The sequence below is a fragment of the Arthrobacter sp. Y3223065 genome, assembly GCF_059090885.1.
Genome location: NZ_JBNHGC010000005.1, coordinates 23,229 through 41,820, shown reverse-complemented (window position 1 = coordinate 41,820; position 18,592 = coordinate 23,229). Strand labels below are relative to the sequence as shown.

Annotated in this window: 18 protein-coding genes; 7 read left to right on the top strand and 11 right to left on the bottom strand. The window is 65.6% G+C overall.

Annotated features, from left to right (window positions below):
- Positions 1-206: 206 nt before the first annotated feature.
- Positions 207-818, bottom strand: coding sequence for an FMN-binding negative transcriptional regulator (locus tag AC5RUK_RS13535; RefSeq protein WP_494152477.1), 612 nt, complete (start codon positions 816-818; stop codon positions 207-209).
- The gene (locus AC5RUK_RS13530) at positions 818-1,372 is read right to left on the bottom strand and encodes an L-lactate permease (RefSeq protein WP_494152476.1); all 555 of its coding nucleotides are present in this window, start codon (positions 1,370-1,372) and stop codon (positions 818-820) included. The genes AC5RUK_RS13535 and AC5RUK_RS13530 overlap by 1 nt, the downstream gene beginning before the upstream one ends.
- Positions 1,373-1,593: 221 nt before the next feature.
- Between AC5RUK_RS13530 and AC5RUK_RS13525 the strand changes: the two genes are divergently transcribed.
- The 4 genes from AC5RUK_RS13525 (at position 1,594) to AC5RUK_RS13510 (ending at position 7,173) form a co-directional block, all read left to right on the top strand.
- Positions 1,594-3,432 carry an FAD-dependent oxidoreductase gene (locus AC5RUK_RS13525; RefSeq protein ID WP_494152475.1) on the top strand — a complete coding sequence of 613 codons (1,839 nt, stop codon included), beginning with the start codon at positions 1,594-1,596 and terminating at the stop codon, positions 3,430-3,432.
- A gap of 91 nt (positions 3,433-3,523) precedes the next feature.
- Complete coding sequence (tatA, locus tag AC5RUK_RS13520) at positions 3,524-3,757, top strand: Sec-independent protein translocase subunit TatA (protein WP_494107090.1); 234 nt, start codon at positions 3,524-3,526, stop codon at positions 3,755-3,757.
- Positions 3,758-4,219: 462 nt separating this feature from the next.
- Positions 4,220-5,563, top strand: coding sequence for a PQQ-dependent sugar dehydrogenase (locus AC5RUK_RS13515; RefSeq protein WP_494152474.1), 1,344 nt, complete (start codon positions 4,220-4,222; stop codon positions 5,561-5,563).
- Positions 5,564-6,096: 533 nt separating this feature from the next.
- A complete protein-coding gene (locus AC5RUK_RS13510; RefSeq protein ID WP_494152473.1) occupies positions 6,097-7,173 on the top strand; it encodes a maleylacetate reductase in 1,077 nt (358 codons plus the stop codon).
- A gap of 94 nt (positions 7,174-7,267) precedes the next feature.
- Here AC5RUK_RS13510 and AC5RUK_RS13505 read toward each other — a convergent pair whose 3' ends face one another.
- From AC5RUK_RS13505 to AC5RUK_RS13475, 7 genes are all read right to left on the bottom strand, one after another.
- On the bottom strand, positions 7,268-7,897 hold the full coding sequence (locus AC5RUK_RS13505; protein ID WP_494152472.1) for an alpha/beta hydrolase: 630 nt from the start codon (positions 7,895-7,897) through the stop codon (positions 7,268-7,270).
- Positions 7,898-7,907: 10 nt separating this feature from the next.
- Entirely contained in the window at positions 7,908-8,879 is a 972-nt protein-coding gene (locus AC5RUK_RS13500; protein WP_494152471.1) for a ring-cleaving dioxygenase, read from the bottom strand.
- A 173-nt stretch (positions 8,880-9,052) separates the two neighbouring features.
- Positions 9,053-9,667 (bottom strand): TetR/AcrR family transcriptional regulator, encoded by a 615-nt coding sequence (locus tag AC5RUK_RS13495; protein ID WP_494152470.1) that lies wholly within the window; start codon positions 9,665-9,667, stop codon positions 9,053-9,055.
- Positions 9,668-9,763: 96 nt separating this feature from the next.
- Entirely contained in the window at positions 9,764-10,951 is a 1,188-nt protein-coding gene (locus AC5RUK_RS13490; protein WP_494152469.1) for an NAD(P)/FAD-dependent oxidoreductase, read from the bottom strand.
- Entirely contained in the window at positions 10,948-11,142 is a 195-nt protein-coding gene (locus AC5RUK_RS13485; RefSeq protein WP_493988318.1) for a ferredoxin, read from the bottom strand. The genes AC5RUK_RS13490 and AC5RUK_RS13485 overlap by 4 nt, the downstream gene beginning before the upstream one ends.
- Entirely contained in the window at positions 11,139-12,311 is a 1,173-nt protein-coding gene (locus AC5RUK_RS13480) for a cytochrome P450 (RefSeq protein ID WP_494152468.1), read from the bottom strand. Before AC5RUK_RS13480 ends, AC5RUK_RS13485 begins: the two co-directional genes overlap by 4 nt.
- Positions 12,312-12,909: 598 nt before the next feature.
- Positions 12,910-13,326 carry an ester cyclase gene (locus AC5RUK_RS13475; RefSeq protein WP_493988321.1) on the bottom strand — a complete coding sequence of 139 codons (417 nt, stop codon included), beginning with the start codon at positions 13,324-13,326 and terminating at the stop codon, positions 12,910-12,912.
- A gap of 211 nt (positions 13,327-13,537) precedes the next feature.
- Between AC5RUK_RS13475 and AC5RUK_RS13470 the strand changes: the two genes are divergently transcribed.
- Entirely contained in the window at positions 13,538-14,491 is a 954-nt protein-coding gene (locus tag AC5RUK_RS13470) for a M20/M25/M40 family metallo-hydrolase (protein ID WP_494152467.1), read from the top strand.
- Positions 14,492-14,542: 51 nt separating this feature from the next.
- Here AC5RUK_RS13470 and dnaB read toward each other — a convergent pair whose 3' ends face one another.
- On the bottom strand, positions 14,543-15,910 hold the full coding sequence (gene dnaB / locus AC5RUK_RS13465) for a replicative DNA helicase (RefSeq protein WP_493941666.1): 1,368 nt from the start codon (positions 15,908-15,910) through the stop codon (positions 14,543-14,545).
- Positions 15,911-16,402: 492 nt separating this feature from the next.
- On the opposite strand from dnaB, the gene AC5RUK_RS13460 reads away from it, so the two are divergent.
- Positions 16,403-17,143, top strand: a complete 741-nt coding sequence (locus tag AC5RUK_RS13460) for a hypothetical protein (protein ID WP_494152466.1) — start codon at positions 16,403-16,405, stop codon at positions 17,141-17,143.
- Between the two features lie 91 nt (positions 17,144-17,234).
- Complete coding sequence (locus tag AC5RUK_RS13455) at positions 17,235-17,672, top strand: DUF1801 domain-containing protein (protein ID WP_494152465.1); 438 nt, start codon at positions 17,235-17,237, stop codon at positions 17,670-17,672.
- Positions 17,673-17,682: 10 nt separating this feature from the next.
- On the opposite strand, the gene AC5RUK_RS13450 is transcribed toward AC5RUK_RS13455, so the two are convergent.
- Positions 17,683-18,522: a PhzF family phenazine biosynthesis protein gene (locus AC5RUK_RS13450; RefSeq protein WP_494152464.1), complete on the bottom strand. Its 840-nt coding sequence runs from the start codon at positions 18,520-18,522 to the stop codon at positions 17,683-17,685.
- Positions 18,523-18,592 lie beyond the last annotated feature (70 nt).

Genomic DNA, 18,592 nt, shown 5'->3' with positions numbered 1-18,592 from the left:
CGTTGAGCTCAGGGTATGTGCGGAATGAGTCGCGGGCAACAGTTCCGGGTTTTTCCTTGTCCGGCGATGGTTACGGAAAGCTCGGCACGAATGGAAATCAGCCAGCCGCCAACGCCGCCCCGGCAAGGCCGGGCAGCTGGCCGGACTTTTGCACCCCGCAAATACTCGTCCCCCGGTAGTCGGTAAGGGATGGCCGGGAACTTTGCCTAGTCGGCAGGAGGGAGGTGAATTCGTCTCATCTCGTGGGCGAGGTGGGGATTTTGCTGATTCAGATGATCAATCACATTCTGCACCACGTCCGGCTGCTTGTTCTGGCTGAGTTTGGCCCTCGCGTCGAAGCGTTCTACGCGCATCCGCAGCCCGACGGTACCCTTCGCCGCGCGTCGGGTTCCCTGTTCGTCTTCGCTCAAATGCCGACCGCCCGGGTGGTGCTGCTCAAAGTGCTTGGTGAGACGCGTGAGCATTTCGTAGTTCTCGTCGTCGCTGAGAATTTCCGGGATGCCATAAAGATGTGCGGTGAGGTGGTTCCAGGTGGGTACGAGATCGCCGGCCGCGTACCAACTGGGGGAAACGTAATCGTGCGGACCTTGGATGATGACAAGGATTTCGTGCCTGCCAAGTTCGTGCAGGGTGTCGTCCGGGCGGCCGAAGTGGCTGACGATTGAGATCTCGTCGCGGTCTTCCTCGAGCAGCACCGGGTAGTGGGAGGCGATCAGTCCGTTGCTGGTCGCGGAAACGAAGGTGGCCCAAGGGTGCCTCCGGATGAGGCGCTTGACTTCGTTGGGCTCCGTCATGAGGTAGCTGGGTGTGTGGCGCATCAGGGAGTTTCCTTTCGGTTGAGGTGATGGAGCGGGCGCCGGAGACGGCTTCGAGGGAGATGTTCACCCGGAGCGAGCGCGATGCCGGCAGCGAGGGCTATTCGTGGCGGCGACGCGATGATGGCGAACGACCCGGCCACATTCTGCCCGGCGAGCGCGACCAGCGGGTTCGCGCCGAGACCGGTGGCCGCCGTCGTGGTTGCGGTGGAAAACATTGCAGCGGCACCCGTGTTCGAGCCGGTGAGGTACCTGCCAAGGGCTCCCAGGGCCGGGATTGCGGCGACGAAACCGTAACCGCCCTGCGCGGCAGTGGTGGCCAGATGCTCGGCCATGCCCGTCGCGGCCATGACGATCCCCAGGACAATGAACACGATCGCGTTCCCCGCGATCGGCACCCTTCTCCGCAGCGCGTGCCCTGCGAGGCGCCACTGGTCCCGGACGGCACGCCGGGGCCAGGCGATGTCCCCCACGGTCCTGCCGGCGAACAGCTGACAGCGAAGTCGGTGGCGGCCAAGGTCCGTAATCGGATCGAACGCACTCCCGGAATTCGACACTTGGCATGGTCCTTGATGTGATGGAGACGGAGGAGCGAAAAGTTGACATGTCAACTATTGGCACTAGAGTAGATGCATATGCATGTACTGCATATACTCGTCCTGGACCTGCATCGGTTCGCACTCCCGAGGGCTGCTGTGACAAGCGTCCGTCGCATGTTTGCAGCGCCTCGCTGAACCGGTGAGGCCAGGTGACGGGGACTATCTGTAAGGAGGAAATCGTGGTTGACAGTTCGACTCGGCACAGCGGCTCCATCGGGACAGTATCCCAAAAGGGCATCCCCGACGAGGTAGATGTAGCAATCGTCGGTTCCGGCGGGGCTGGCCTGATGGCGGCGCTCACCGCTGCCAGGGAGGGCGCAAGGGTTCTCGTTCTCGAGTCCCGGGAACTCGTCGGAGGCGCCACCGGCATCTCCGCGGGTGCCGCCTGGATCCCCAACCACGGCTTCTCGACCAAGGACCTCAAGGTCAAGGACAACCTGGACCAGGCCCGGCGCTACATCTACGGCCAGGGTCGGGACAAGGTTCTCGACCACGACCTGGTGGAAAAGTTTCTGGAAGCCGGACCCGACGTCGCCCGCTTCATCGAAGAGCACACCTCCTTCGGGTGGATCCCGACCATCTGGCCGGACTACCGCTCCGACATTGACGGCGCGTCGGTCGGCCGGGCGCTCTTCCCCGGCCCCTACTCCCCCGAGGGACTGGGAGAAGCCGCAAAGTACGTGCGGCCGGCCCTCACGACGGGCATGGCCAAGAACCCGCTCCCGTTCTGGTTGCTGGGCGGCATCGGCATCGACGACGTCTGGCTCGCGGGACCGGCACTGGTCGGCGCCCTGCTCGAGGGCAGCCTGCGCAACGGCGTCGACGTACGTGTTGAGGCGCCCGCAGTTCGGCTCGTGACGGACGAGTCGGGCGTGCGGGGGATCGTCGTACGAGCCGATGGTCAAGAGCACACGGTGCGCGCCACCAAGGGAGTCCTGCTGGCCAGCGGCGGGTTTGAAAGCTCCGACGAGGTTACCACCACCTACCTCGACGCGCCCTTCGGCGTGCAGGTCTCACCGAAGGGCCACGACGGCATCGCGGTGCAGTTGGCCAACGAGGTAGGCGCCGACCTGACCGGGATGGAAGACGCCTGGTGGATGCCGGGGGTGCAGTTGCCCGGTGAAGAGTTGGAAGGCCAGCCGCTCAGTCGCGTGTTCCTGGGTGAGCGGGCACTGCCGCACAGCATCATGGTGAACAGCAAGGGTGAGCGCTTCGCAAACGAGGCGCTGGCCTATGACCAGTTCGGGCAGATTATGCGCGAGGTCGACCCGGAGACGGGCACCATGCCTAACGCCACCGCGTGGCTGATCTTCGACCAGAACTACTGGGAGAAGTTCGGGATTTTCGGAATCACACCGGGCGGAGAAGTGCCCGAGTACCTCCAGCGCGCCGATACCCTCTCGGAACTGGCGGCCAAGATCGGCGTCGACGAGGTGGGACTGCTCCGCACCGTTGACCGCTTCAACCCCGAGGCCGCACGGGGACGCGACCCGCAGTTCAACCGCGGTGACACGATGTTCGACCGCTACTTCGGTGCCTACTATCCGCGGCTGGGCAAGAACTCGCCGGACGCGCGCTTCCCCGCCGCCACCGCAAAGGCCAGGGTGCTCATCGCCAAGGCCGTCGGTCCGATTGCGAGCAAGCTAGCCGGCCGGGTGGCAAAGAGGAACGATCCCGAACGCCTCCGTTCCGTGGTGGTCAAGCCCCTGGCGAAGATCATCCGACCGGTGCTGAAGAGCCCCAAGTCGAGCGTGCTGGGGCCGGTCGACACTGCGCCGTTTTACGCGCTCAAGGTCGAGGCCAGCGCGCTAGGCACCGTCGGAGGGCCGAAGACCGACGCACTCGGGCGCGCCCTGAACATGGAGGGCAAGGTTATTGAGGGCCTGTACGCCGCCGGCAACGCGGGCGGCGCACCCACAAAGGGGTTCTACGGAGGCGCCGGCGGGACGATCTCGCTCGGACTGGTGTTCGGCTACTTGGCGGGACGCGAAGCAGCCCGACGGCAGGATAACGCCTGAGCATTTCGTTGGCGACCTCGACCGACGAAACGGCGGTCGAGGTCGCGCCGCACAGCGCTGATCCTTCCCCGCGAACGTAAGGAATCCCGCGATGGCACGGTTGTTCGACAACCCCATGGCGCGCATCATTTTGCTGGTGGTGCTCCTGCTGCTGTTCGGAGCACCCAAACTGCCCGGCATGGCCCGCAGTTTGGGACAGTCGATGCGCATCTTCAAGTCCGAGGTCAAGGAGCTGGCGGCTGACGATCCTGAGGCCCCTGAACCTGGCCGCGAAGGCACCGGCCTCGATCCGGAAGCCAGCCCGGGGGCGAAGGGCGCATCCTGAGACGGGACGGAGCATAGCCCCGCCTTCCGTCACTGAACGAAACCAATTCGCAGGGACGTCGGACTAAGGTCCGGACTCCCTCCGCCTTCAAGGGGGCGTGATTTGGGGGATCCTAATCTGTACCCCATCTTCAATCTGTGCCGCATCTTCCGAGGAAGCTCATGCACCTCGTTGCAGCAGCCCGCCTGTGCCCAGTATGCTCTGAGCTGACGTGATCGACGTCGCAATCAGTTCCCCTCTTAACCGTGACCGCCACATTGTTGGCGGCGTTCCCGTTCGGCTCTTCGCGCAGGCACCCCCGAACGGTGAGAAATCGAGAAATCACCGCGGTGGCAGGTGCTCTGCAAGCCCGCGCGAGGCAGCCGGAGCGGCATGCCATCACCCCATAGTTTCGCGGAGGAAACTATGCGCACGTCCATATTTTTGAAGCGTTCTTCAATCCCCGTAGCTCTGCTGCTGTCCATGTCCTTGCTGCCAGGTTCGACCGCTGCCGCCTCGCCGGCGCCCCTGGTCACGGCGCCTGCGGAACAGGACCAACCCGGCGATCGGCATTGGATCAGAGCCGAGGAGCTGCCCCCGCCGGTCAACGAAGGGGACCCCGAAGCACCCGACTTCGAACGGCAGCCCACGGTGGTCGATCGGCCCGCCGGGGTGATGCCGGAGGTTCCGGAGGGCTTTGAGGTGGAGGAATTCGCCAGCGGCTTCAACCAGCCCCGCGTCATGCGCCTCGCCCCCAACGGCGACGTCTTCTTGTCCGAGAGCGGCGCCGGGCGCGTCCTGGTCTTCGCCGCCGACGCCGATGGAGAACTCTCGGCCGAGCCCGAAGTCTTTGCCGAAGGCCTTGATCGGCCCTTCGGCATCGCGTTCTACCCCCAGGAGAACCCGGAGTATGTCTACGTGGCCGCGGCAGACCAGGTCGTGCGCTACCCCTACAGTGAGGGCGACCGCGTGGCCGCCGGGCCGGCCGAGGCGATCATCCCGGACATCCCCACCGAGCGGCACTGGACGCGGGATCTGGCCGTGGCCCCGGATGGGGAGCACCTCTTCGTCTCGATCGGCTCGGCCTCCAATGTCGCCGGTGACATGCCGGAGAAGACCGCCGAGGAAATCCAGGACTGGGAAGCCACCCACGGACGGGGCGCTGCCTGGGCCGATGAGGAGGACCGGGCCGTAGTCCGCGTCTTCGACCCGGAGGGCGAGAACGTCCGGAACTACGCCACCGGGCTGCGTAACTGCTCAGGCATGACCATCCAACCGGCCACCGACGAACTGTGGTGCACGGGCAACGAACGCGACCATCTCGGCGCCGACGTCCCGCCCGACTTTCTGACCACCGTGCAGGAGGACGGGTTCTATGGCTGGCCGTGGTTCTACACCGGCGGCTTCGAGGACCCCGCCCACGCCGGTGAGCGCCCGGACCTGCAGGACGAGGTCATCGCGCCCGAGGTATTGATCCAGGCCCATTCCTCCACCCTGCAAGTCCAGTTCTACGACGCCGAAGCGTTCCCGCGTAAGTACCACGGTGATGCCTTCGCCACGCTGCGCGGGTCCTGGAACCGTGAACACCGGACCGGGTACAAAGTGGTCCGGGCCGTCATGGTCAACGGCGAGCCGACCGGGGAGTACGTGGACTTCATGACCGGGTTCGCGCTGGATGAAGAACGGGTTTTCGGCCGCCCCACCGGCATCACGATCACCCAAGACGGCGACATGCTGGTCAGCGAAGACGCCAACGGAACGATCTACCGGGTCGCAGCCGAACCGGAGAAATGCGACCATCATGGGCACTGCAAGCACAAGCACTAACTCAGCACACCGCACCGAGCAGCGACGAGGCCCGACTGAGCGCGCGCTCAGCGTAAGCCTCGAACTGCCTGGTGAGCTCTGACCAACAGTTTGAAACCGTCTGCGGACCCGCATCACGCGGGTCCGCAGACGGTTAACCACCACATCGGCCTGGCTTGTATCCAATCCTGACTTCCCGGTACAGAAGCACCGGAAACCCTCGCGGCCTGAAACTCTGACAGCGCCCCCGATAGCCTTCCACGGGCAGCCGCTGGCGTGGGGACGAACCAATGGGGGGACCGGCCCATTCGCCGCCCTTGGGTGTGGTGTCCCTCTTCACCGGGCTCCTCCTTGTGAAGCCTGGCTCAAGCGGAGCGCACCGTTGCCCTGCCGCGTGCATTCCCGCCAGCCCGACTGGGCGCCGGGGTTGTGATGCCAACCCGCGCCTGTGGGAAAGTAGCCGCAGGAGACCCCTCCAGGGGCAAACGCTTCCATGAAGAGATGGTCCGCTGTTTTCCTTCGCGGTAGTGAGGGAACAAAAGAAAGGGCAGTCGATGACGTTAAGCCAGAGATTGGTTTTTGAGCACGAGACCCTGGGGCAGCGAGTGCTGTTCGGTGCCGGAAGGGCGGCCCAATTCCTTTCCGAGGAAGTTCAGCGGCGCGAGGCGGGGCGGGTGATGGTGATCGCCAGTGACCGGGAGCGGGAGCGCAACGGAGCAGTGCTTGAGGGTCTCGATGCCGCTTTTGTCTTTGGCGACGTTGCGCAGCATGTTCCGGTTGAGACGGCCGAGGAAGCCCGGCGGCACGCTGCTGAACACGGGATTGATCTGCTGGTGAGTCTTGGCGGCGGGTCGGCGACCGGGTTGGCCAAGGCCGTGGCCCTGACCTTGGGATTACCGATCGTGGCGGTTCCCACTACCTATGCCGGTTCGGAGGCCACGAATGTCTGGGGCCTGACCGAGAACGGGCGTAAAACCACCGGGGTGGACAGGCGCGTACTGCCCGAAACGGTGGTTTACGACGCGCGCTTAATGCTGTCGCTCCCCCGGGAACTGAGCATTGCCAGCGGGCTTAATGCCCTGGCCCATTGCATTGACTCGCTGTGGGCACCCCGGGCCGACCCGATTAACGCCGCACTGGCAACAGAGGGCATCCGCGCGCTGGCCCGGGGCTTGCCGACGGTCAAGGCCGCCCCGCAGGAACTCCCCGGGCGTGAGGACACCCTGTACGGGGCGTACTTGGCCGCGGTGGCGTTCGCCAGCGCCGGCTCGGGGATGCACCACAAGATCTGCCATGTGCTCGGCGGCCGGTTCGGACTCCCGCACGCCCAGATGCACGCCGTCGTGTTACCGCACGTACTGGCATTCAATGCCGGAGCCGCCAGTGGCGCTGCGGAGAGGATTGCCGCCGCGTTCGGGGCCGGGTCCGCGGCGGAGGGCCTGGAAGACCTGCGGTCAACGGTCGACGCCCCGCAGGCCTTGAAGGATTACGGGCTGAAGGAATCCGACCTTGAGGAGGCGGTGGAACTGATCCTGCCGTACATCCCGGAATCAAATCCACGGCCGGTCAACGCGGGCAATCTGCTGCCGTTGCTGCATGCGGCTTGGGCCGGAGAAGAACCGGTCTCCTAGTGTCCCAACGGTCTCTTCGTCGTCGACTTCCGTCGGGTCCTACCAAAGGTTCAGGAAAGAGGGGCGGACCGTAGCCCGCCCCTCTCAGTTCCCGTCAGGAGAGCCGATTCAGCCAATCCCTGGTAGCGGCGAGGTCGGCGTGCTCTATGCCGTGTCCGCCCGGACGCAGGACCTGCTCCGCGTCGGCGCCCTGCCGTTCCAGCGCCGCCATGAGGTCCTTGACGCTCGCCATCGGGGCCATGGGATCGTTATCACCGTTCAGGACCAAAATTTGGCTGCCGGAGAGGTCCTCGGGGCTCTGACGGTCTCCTAGCGGGTACATGCCCGACAGTGCAATTACCCGGTCGAGGGCCTGCGGGTGCAGCAGCGCAGTGGCCAGGGCGATGTTGGCTCCGTTGGAGAAGCCCACCGCCACGATTCGGCGGCCACCCAGTTCGTAGTGTTCCCGGGCAGCCGCAATGAAGGCTGCCAGGTCCCCGGCGCGGGCGATCACGTCGTCGATATCGAAGATTCCTTCCGCGCGGCGGCGGAACCAGCGGAGCATGCCGTGTTCCTGGACCTGTCCGCGGGGAGCCAGTACGCCTGCGTCAGGATCGATTTCCGAGGCCAGTTTCGAAATTTCGTGTTCGTTGCCGCCGGTGCCGTGGAGCATCAGCAGCACCGGCGAGCCGGGGTTGCCCGGGTGGTAGAGGTGCTGCCAGCCGGTAAGTGCGGCGGTGCCCATCCCCTGCTCCTTACTTCCCGGCCAGGGCCGGGTTGTTTTCGGCCGGCAACTGAATCTTGGCGACTGACTGTTCGATGGCTTCGCGGCCGGGCTCAAGCCACGGCGGCATCTTCAGGGAGCGGCCCAGTTCAAGCAGCGGTTCGTCGATGTCGAAGCCCGGAGTGTCCGTGGCGATCTCGTAGAGCACTCCCCCGGGTTCGCGGAAATAGATGGAAGTGAAGTACTGGCGGTCCAAAATCGCGGTGACCTGGAAGCCGCGTTCGGCCAGGTCCTGCCGCCACTTTTCCTGGGTTTCGGTGTCCGGGACCCGGAAGGCGATGTGGTGCACGGTGCCGCCGGCGGTCAGACCGCGCGGCGCAGACGGGTCCGCGATGACGTCGACGATGTTCCCGGGGCCGCCCTCGCCTGCCGCCAGGCGGGTGCGGTTGCCCATCTCGCCGACAAGGCGAAGGCCCAAATCATTGGTCAGCACGTCTACGGTTTTCGCGGGATCCTTGACGGTCAGCACCGAGGAGTGCTGGCCCCGCACGGCATATTCGGCGGGCACGGAAGCCGAGTCCCACGGGTTGCGCGGATCAATGGTGGACGAAGCGATCAGGTCCAGCCGCAGGCCGTCAGGATCGCGCAGCGACAGGCGCTCCTCGTCGGAGGAGACCCGTGTGATCGCGGATTCCACGCCCAGACCCTTGAAGTGGTCCTGCCACCATCCCAGAGACCCTTCGGGCACGGAGAACGCGGTCGACGTAGACTGTCCCGCACCGATCCGGCCGGCAGGCACTCCGCCCCAGGGGAAGAAGGTCATGAGCGTGCCGGGGCGGCCGGCTTCGTCCCCGTAGTACAGGTGGTAGGTGGAAGGGTCATCGAAGTTAACGGTCTTCTTCACCAGCCGCAGGCCGAGGCCCTGGATGTAAAAGTCGATGTTAACCTGCGGGTCACCGGCAATCGCGGTGACGTGGTGCAGACCCGAAGTGTTGGCGGTCATGGAACCCTCCCTGAATTAATACGGATCCGTCCGGAATCCTCCCGGGCAGCTGATGTATATGCAAACACATATATCAGGGGAAATATTCCACCGTCGGATAGGTCGTCCGACTAAAGGCGGCCTCCCGGCCAGTGCGACCCATGGATGGGCATCCTCTGCAGGGGGTCGTCGGCTCAGCCTTCGTCGCAGAGCAGGTGGTACCAGCTTTCCGCGAGGACCCCGAGCGCCCGGTCACGGTTTGGTTTGGATTTGCGGCTCGTCCAGAGGGTGGAGACGTAGTTGAGCTGGGTGAACGCGAGCGTTCCGCGGACGTGGCGCGTCTCCTCCGGAAAGCGGCCGGCCTGCTGCATGCCGCGGATGAGGTCGGAGACTACTTCCTCACGCCAGTCCATGACCAGGGCCCGCACTTCGCGGTCGACGGCAGCGGCCTCGTCGAGGACGTCCAAGTAGGGGCGGAAGACGGGCCAGAGTGCCGCGCGCGACTCGAGCCAGTCGAGGATGCTCGCGAGCTCGCCCGCGCGGACCACGTCCACGAGCTCGGGGGCCGTCGACGCGTCATCCGGTCCGCCGGCGCGTTCAAGGACCGCATTGACCCGGGCCATGAAGTCCCTCATTAGATCGCTCCGCGAGGGGTAGTACGCGTAGAAAGTCACCCTGGTAGTGCCGGCAGCGGCGGCGATATCGTCGATCGTCGTCGCGGCGTAACCCTTGTCGATAAATAGTTCGAGCGCCCGTTCGACGATCCTGTCGCGGGTCAGCTGCTTCTGGGCTTCTCGCAGCGACGGCATGAGGCAGTCCTATCCGTGGTGCAGGCACGCCTATTCGGTAGAACGGCACCCCTGCTGCCACTGGAACCCTGACGTGCGGTCAGGAGTAACACCTGCTCACAGCTTTACCGGTGGAGCCGGTTGCAGCGCCGAGGGTCCCGTGTTGGCGAGCCGCCGCAGTTTGGGAATGGGGATGCGGTAGTTGATCGCCGCCGCGGTCCCGGGGCCGCCGCCCGCCTTCTCCCAGTGCAGCAGCATCGAGTCGGTCTCGCCGCCCGGCTCCAGGTGGTCGGGCGCCCCGGTCACGGGTGTGAAGCCGATTGCCTTGAGGGACAGCCCGAAACCTTCGGTCCAGAAGTACGGTTGGAAGTCGAGCTCTGGCGCCGCGTCGCCTTTCAGCAGGCTGGCAGCCGCGACCCTGGCCTGGTCGATGGCACTGGTCCATAACGGCACGCGCCCTACGCCGCGGCCGGTCGGGAAGAACGCCACATCACCGGCGGCAACAACGTCCGGACGGACCCGGCCGCGTGAATCGACGCGCAGCGCACCATCGACGAGGAGACCCGAACCGGCCAGCCAGTCGATGTTCGGCTCGTCGCCGATGGCCGTGACGACGAGGTCCGCCTCGAGCTGGGTACCGTCGGCGAGGGCAACCCGAATCCCCGAGCCGGAGTCAAGGAGTCGCGCCCTGCTGCCGCTGACAAACCGCAGCCCGCGCCGGGCGGCGGCAGACGTGAAGATCCCGGACAGGTGGTCACCGAGTTGGCGCGAGAGGGGCTTCACATCGGAGACCAGCGTGACCGTGCAGCCGACGTGCAGACAGCTTGAGGCGACCTCCATGCCCAGCGGTCCGCCGCCGACCACGATCACCGAGGGGCGGCCCGCGACCCGCTGCTTGAGCGCCACCGCGTCCTCGATCGTGCGCAGGGTGAGCTCCCGGGGAGCGCCCTCGGGCGGCGGACCCCCGGCGAGCCGCTTGGCCCGTGAACCGGAGGCGATGACCAAACCGTCGTACGGCAGCTCCCCGCCGCCGTCGGTGCGGACGATTTTGGCTTCCGGGTCGATGCCTGCCGCGCTGACACCGAGAAGTTCGGTCGCTTCGTGGGTTGGCTCGGGCAGCTCGTGGGCTTGCAGCCCGCCGTCGCCATGCAGCAGCGCCTTCGACAGGGCCGGACGGCTGTACGGGTGGTGCGGCTCGGCGCCGACGACGGTCAACTCGCCGTCGAACCCGTGCGAGCGCAGCGAGTCGCAGGCGGTGAGTCCGGCGATGCCGTTGCCGACGACGACGATCCGCCGCATTGTCATTTTTCCGCCAGCCGCAGCGCGGCCACCGGGCACACCCGTACCGCGGCTTTCGCAGCGGCCAGCTCCGCCCCGTCGACCACGGGGACGTCGATCACCAATTCGCCGTCGTCGTCCAAATGCATGAGCTTCGGTGCGGCTTCCTCGCAGAGTCCGTGCCCTTCGCAGCGGGGGCGGTCAAGTTCGATCCTCACACTGCCACCACCTTCACGACGTCGAGCCGTTCGTGGCTGCGGGTGATGTTGCTGGGCACCCGGACCTCGTCCCCGATTTCCAACACCTTCGCCCGGCGGGCCAGGGCCTCGATGATCGCGTGAGCCTCAAGCTTCGCCAGGCCCTGGCCGGCGCACCCGTGCGGCCCGTAGCCGAAGGCGAGATGGTCCACCGGGTTGCGCGTGACGTCGAAGACGTCGGGATTCTCGTAGTGCCGCGGGTCGCGGTTGCCGGCGCCGAACAGGATGCCCAGCTGGGCTCCTGCGGGAACGGTTGCTCCATCGATTTCAACGTCGCGGGTCGCGGTCCGGCCCCAGACGTGGATCGGGGGCCAGTAGCGCAGCACCTCTGCGAACGCTGCGGGCACGAGCTCCGGGTTCTGGCGGACGAGCTCAAGCTGCTCAGGATGGCGGCCGAAGAGTGCGACGATGTTCCCGATTGAGGCGATCGTGGTGTCGACGCCGGCGCCCAGGTACTGGTGGATGATATGCCCGGCGGCTCCTTCCGGGATGTCGCCGCGGGTCTCGGCGTCGAAGATGCCGCGACCGATCGACCCCGGTACGAGGTCCTCGGCGGTGACGGAGGAGCACCAGCCGTAGAGCTCGCCGGCGATCGGGAAGTTCTCCTGGGTGCGGTGGTTCATCGGTCCGAGGACCTGCATCGCGGCCTGCCCCCAGCGCAGCATGTTGTCCTTCACATGGCCGCTAAAGCCGATGAGGTCGGCGACGATTTCGAGCGGGAAGGCGCGTGCCAGGGAGTCGATGGCCTCGAAGCTGCCGCTGGCGATGAGCTCGGCGACGAGCTTGTCCGCTTTCTCGTCGATGGTGACCTTCAGTCCGCGCAGAGCGCGCGGCGTGAGGTTCTCCGACAGGGTCGCGCGCAGCTGGGTGTGCGTTGGCGGATCGGAGGCCAGCGAGGTGCCCTGCAATGCCTCGTTCACCATCGGGTTGAAGCCAAGGCTGGTGGAGGAAAACGCCTCCGGGTCGGCGAGCACGTCGCGGATGATGTCGTAGCGGGTCAGGACGTAGAGGTCATTCTTCGGCAGGCGCACGACCCCGGCCTGCTCGCGCAGGGCGGCGTAGGTGCTGTAGGGGTCGACGAGGACGTCGTCATCCCAGATGTCGATGTCTGCTTCGATCGGTGCGGTCACGGTGTGCTCCTTTGATCGTCCTGGGGGCGGGCTTGGAAGCGGACGATACGGACGCCCATAGCTTCGGAGAGCCGCGCCTCGGCAGTGAGGCGTGGAACACAGTCTGCCCGGAAGCTTTACAGCATGTCAAGTAACACTATGGTGTGCATCACGGCAAGACGTCTTGTAAGGTATTGCCTGCCTTCCCGGGCCAGGGTGATGACTTCCGGTGCCTGACTGGCGCAGTAGTGTGATCCGGAGGTCGTCGAAGGAGAGCCGTCTAGGCAAGGCGTCAACGCGCCAATGCTCGACGGGTTTCGCTGCTCATCACGTGTGGCATTCGGATGCCATAACCCGCTTCGCGCGGGCCGTTGGGGAAAGCATTTAGGGTGCGGATAGGTCCAGCGCGACGCCGTCATGGCGTCTTGGTCTGATCAGGCCAAGGGACATAGCGCTGCTCGCAGCAGCGCGGAGGCGAGAAGGGGCGCACGGCCCTGCTCGGTTGTGGCGTACCGATCCGTCCGCGCCGGGGAAGCGACCTGCGTGCCGAAAACGCAGTGGAGGTACAAGAGGGCCTAAGCGCACCCGCGCCTAGGCCCTCTTGGAGCGTTGCGGACAGCTACATCTGGACGGCGCCGATCTGCTGAAGCATCTTTAGCGTGTCGGTCGATCCCCAGTGCTCGACCACCTTACCGTCCTGGATGCGGACTATGTCGATACCGCTGAACTCCACTGTGTTGCCGGTGGGAGCCGTACCCATGAGCTCGCCCTGGTGAGTGCCGGTGAGGACGACACGGGCTGCCTCCAGGTCCCCGTCGACCATCGTAGGCTCGATGGCCTTCACACTGAGGTCGGGGAAGGCCGACCTGAACATGTTGACGTAGAACTTGATGCCGTCCAAGCCGGGCGGCTGTCCGGGCATGGGCTCTTCATGATCCGTGTAGTTTTCGCTGCCCAACTCGTCGATCAGGTCAAAGTTTCCCCTCTCCATAATTTCCCGGTAGAACCGCTCGATCAGCCCTGATCCGCCTGCCATTTCCGATTCCTTCCTCGAAATTCCCCTTTTTAATGCTCCCACCGGCGACACTGCGACACGCCGGGAGGCAGACTTTCGGATCAGGCGGTCACCGGGCCGACGGTCCGGGGGACTTGATCCTCACCCCCGCAGACCGGCCGCCAGAGTATCGCTGACCTGCACCGGGAGGTTAGACTGCCACCGTCTCCGTGTCGTACTGGATAGGGACGATATGAAGCTGAGCCGGCGCCTGAGATCAGGTCTCGTCATTTCACCGGGCAAGGTTCCCGCCGCCTACGAGCACCTGGAGAAGTTCCAGGCGCTGGCCGAGGAGCACGGCGATCGTGCCACCGGCACCTCCGGGTACGAGGCCGCGGCCCAGTACGTCGAACGCCAACTCGCCAGCGCCGGCTATCGCAGCACGCGCCAGTACTTCACCTTCAAACACCGCGGCGAGCAGATCGAGACCTTCAACATCCTCGCCGAGACCGCATCCGGCAGCGATGAGAACGTGATCATGCTCGGGGCCCACCTCGACGGGGTGCCGGGCTGTCCGGCGATCAATGACAACGGCTCCGGGGTGGCGGCCGTGTTGGAGGCCGCCAAAGCGCTCGGCCGGCAGGAGGGCCTCAGCAACACGGTGCGCTTCGCCTGGTGGGGGGCCGAGGAGTACAAGAAGGAGTACGGGTCCCGGCACTACGTCAAGCACCTGGCCAAGAGCGACAGCGAGGCACTCGACAGGATCGCCGTCTACTTGAACTTCGACATGATCGCCTCGCCCAACCCCATCATCGGGGTCTACGACGCACGGGACGCCAAACCCCATCACGACGTGCCCGAAGGTTCGACGGAGATCATGGACGTCTTCACTGACTACTTCGACACCCACGACCAGCCCTGGGTCGCCACGGATTGGGACATGGACTCGGATCAGTTGTCGTTCGTCAAGAAGGGTGTCGCCGTGGGCGGGCTGTACACCGGAGACGACGAGAAGAAAACCACCAAGCAGGCCCGCCTCTTCGGCGGCACCGCGAAGCGGCCCTGCGATCCGAACTATCACCGGCCAGGCGATGACCTCAGTAACGTCGATCTGGAGGCGCTGAGCCTGATGACCGACGCGATCACCCATGCCGCCACCCGCCTGGCCCACGACCACGGCGCCCTCAAGCCAGCAGGGCACCGGTAGAACCCCTCCCCAAAGGTCGAAAACGACAACCGGGCTGAGACCCTACAGCTGCTATCCGTGCTCAACCGCCATGTTGGCGAAGCGTGAGTAGTGGCCCTGGAAACCGACCACGATCGTCTTGGTCGGGCCGTTACGGTGCTTGGCAACGATGACGTCGGCTTCGCCGGCGCGCGGGGATTCCTTGTCGTAGATGTCCTCGCGGTGGAGCAGGATCACCATGTCCGCGTCCTGCTCGATCGAACCGGATTCGCGAAGGTCGGACACCATCGGCTTCTTGTCCGTACGCTGTTCGGAGCCACGGTTCAGCTGCGAGAGCGCGATGACGGGGACTTCGAGTTCCTTGGCCAGCAGCTTGAGGGCACGGGAGAACTCCGAGACTTCCTGCTGGCGTGATTCGACGCGCTTGCCGGAGGACATCAGCTGGAGGTAGTCGAGCACCACCAGCTTCAGGTCGTGCCGCTGCTTGAGCCGCCGGCACTTGGCGCGGATTTCCATCAGCGACATGTTGGGGCTGTCGTCGATGAACAGGGGCGCATCATTCATCCGGCCCATGGTGGTGGCAATCTTACCCCACTGCTCGTCCTTGATGGTGCCCTTGCGCAGGTCCTGAAGCCCGATGGTGGCTTCCGCGGAGAGGAGGCGCATGGCGATTTCGTTCCGGCCCATTTCCAGGGAGAAGAAGACCGTGGTCATGTTGTTCTTGATCGCGGCAGACCTCGCAAAATCCAGTGCGAAGGTGGATTTGCCAACGGCCGGCCTCGCCGCGATGACGATCATCTGCCCACCGTGCAGCCCCTGGGTGAGCTCGTCGAGTTCGTAGAAGCCGGTGGGCACGCCGGTCATGCCTTCGCCGCGGTGGCCGGCGGATTCGATTTCGTCGACGGTGCCTTCGATGATGTCCTTGAGCGGGACGTAGTCTTCGGCGGTGCGGCGCTCGGCGACGGCGTAGATCTCGGCCTGCGCCTGGTTGACGATGGCGTCGACCTCGCCGTCCTGCGAGTAACCCAGCTGGACGATCTTGGTGCCGGCGTCGACCAGGCGCCGGAGCACGGCACGTTCCCGGACGATCTCCGCATAGAAGCCCGCGTTGGCGGCCGTGGGGACGGACTGGATCAGGGTATGCAGATAGGCGGGCCCGCCGATGCGGGAAATTTCGCCGCGCTTGGTCAGCAGGTCGGAAACGGTGACGGCGTCGGCGGGTTCGCCACGGCCGTAGAGGTCGATGATGGCCTCGTAGATGCTTTCGTGGGCGGGCCGGTAGAAGTCCACGCCGCGGAGCACCTCAACGCAGTCGGCGATGGCGTCCTTGGAGAGCATCATGCCGCCCAGGACCGACTGTTCGGCCACCAGGTCTTGCGGCGGCGTGCGGCCGAATTCGGAATCCCGACCTGTTGCCGAATCCGCGTGCGCTAATGACACCGCTGCCTGCTTTCTTTGCTCCTCGAACCGGATACCGTATCCCCCTGGACCCAGAACTACCAGCCGGATCGGACCATTTCGTCGGATCGTCGTGGGCGCGCAGATTGCCATTAAGCGCGCGGCTCCAAGGGGGATACTCCGGCAACGGTAGCCCCCTTCCCCCTTGCTACCAAGCGAGTTATCCACTGACCCTGTGGATAAAATGTGGATCAGTGGGCGTCTCTTGTGCACAGGCTGTGCGCAGAGCTGTGGAAACAATGCTGAACTCGCGAGTAACCCGCTCCTGACCTGCGGAAACGCTATCCACCGGGTGTGGACAAAAAGAAGTTCACTGTTGATTTTCCGGCCATTTTTGCGGTTGACAGATCCGGAATAGACGCGTAGGGCAAATGTTATCCACCGGTTATCCACAGGCGTGAATTACAGGGCTGTGATGCCCGCTTTCGATGACTGTTGGCGCGCGGGCCATCGTGCGGGACGTACGATTCAAGTATGGAATTTGTGGTGCCGTTGCTCATCGCCGTACTGGTGGTCGTGATCGGCCTGGTGATTATGCGGTTGGTCTCACGCAACAAAGCCCGCGGGCCCCGCCCGGGGAGCGGATCGTCGGCGAGGCCGGCACCTGCCACGACCCAGGAAGCCGCCGCCGCGGCCAGCGGGCGTTTGAACCAGCAGCAACATACCGCCGTCTACGCCCTGATTGCGCAGGGACAAGCTTTTGCTGCAATTCGCGAATACCGGACCGCCACCGGTGCGGGGCTCAGGGAGGCTACCTCCGCCGTCGCACAGATGTCCGCGCACCCGCAGCCCTACGCGGCACCCCGCCCGGAGGCGCCCCCGGCGCGCCCAAAGCACGAGGGGCCCCGGGAGGTGCCGCCGGCGCGTCTTGAGGACGAGGCACCGCGGCAGGCAGCCGCTGCAGATCCGTCACAGGGCGAGGAGCCCCAGTCCCCCGCATACCCCACGGAAAAGGTTGTGCCGCCGGAGGAGCCCGCTCCCACACCCCTTCCCGAGCCGGCCGGCTACCGGTACCGGGCCATCGTGTCAAAGGGCGACACCATCAGGGAGGTGGCCAGCACCCGCCTGAACGACGACGTGTTTCAGCGCATCCGCACCGCGGCCCTTGGAGGCGATCGCGACGGCGCCATCCGGCTGCTCTTGGAGCACTCGGAAGCGACCGAGGTGGAAGCGCGCGAATTCGTGGATTTGATCGAGCCGGACGAGGAGCCCTAGCCACGGGTCAGCACGCCCCCGACCGGCGCCGCAACGGCCCCGGGTCCTGGCGGTGCTGGCAGCGGGCAGGGCTTTCTGGAACACTTCACCCATGGCCGAGAACAAGACTGCACCCACGGACGTACCCGTCGACGAGTTTCTAGCGTCAGTGGAGCACCCCGTGCGGCGCCGGGACGGCGAGACCGTGGTGAGCCTCATGCGGGAGGTTACCGGGCTAGAGCCGGTCATGTGGGGCCCCTCGATCATCGGCTTTGGCAGCTACCACTACAAATACGCGAGCGGCCACGAGGGTGACGCCGCCGCCGTGGGCTTCTCGCCGCGGAAGGCCAACCTGGCGCTGTACGGCTTGACGTACGCGCCGGGCTCCGCGCCGCTGCTGGAGCGCCTGGGCAAGCACAAAACCGGTGCCGCGTGCCTCTACGTCAACAAGCTCGAAGACATCGACCTTGACGTGCTCAGGGATCTGGTCGCGCTCGGCTACCGGCACATGACCACCACCGACCACGAGTCCCTGCAAAGCCAGCGTTAGGGCAGCCGGGTCAGAGCTCCACAGTCCCGCCGATCACGGTCTCTACCGTCCCGCCGACCCAGACATCGCCGCCGTCGGAGTCGATGTAGACCCGCGCGTCGCGGCCGAGCACTGTTCCCTGGCGAACGGAGTACGCGGCGGGTGCGGCGCCCTCGGCAATCAGCCACTGGGCCAGCGCGGCGTTCAGGCTGCCGGTTGCCGGGTCCTCCGCCGGAAGGTCCTCGAAGCCCATCAGCCCGCGGACTTCGAAGTCGACGTCGGAGCCGCCGGGGTGGGCGCCGATCAGACCGACGCCGAACGGTGACAGGGCGGAATAGTCGGGCACGACGTCGAGGACGGCCCGGGCGTCGCGCAACTGCAGGGCCTGCCACTCGGGGCCGTTGTCCGCCCACTGGTGGCGCAGCACGTCGCCGCGCTCAATCCCCAACGCGGCACAGATCTTTGCGACGTTCCCCTCGGGGAGCGGCCCGGTCCGCCGCCGCGGCGGAGCAGCGAAAGCCAGCCGTCCGCCGTCGTGCTTGACCTTGACCAGGCCGGCTCCGCATTCCTGCACGATCGCTCCCCCGGCCTTCGGCTGCCCGTCCGCGGCCAGCCAGACGTAGGCCGTACCCAGCGTGGGATGGCCCGCGAAGGGCAGCTCACCGCTGGGCGTGAAGATCCTGACCCGGTAATCGGCTTCCGCGCTCTCGGGCGGCAGGAGGAAGGTGGTCTCGGAGAGGTTGGTCCAGTTGGCGAAGCGCTGCATCTGCTCGTCGCGCAATTCACCGGCGTCCGACACGACCGCCAGCGGATTGCCCGTGCACGGTCCGGTTGCGAAGACGTCCACCTGGCTGAACTGATGTGTGCTCACGTCCTACAGCGTACCGGGCGTTAACCGCTGCAGGCCGGGTCCTGAACGGACCCGGCCTGCAGCGACAGCG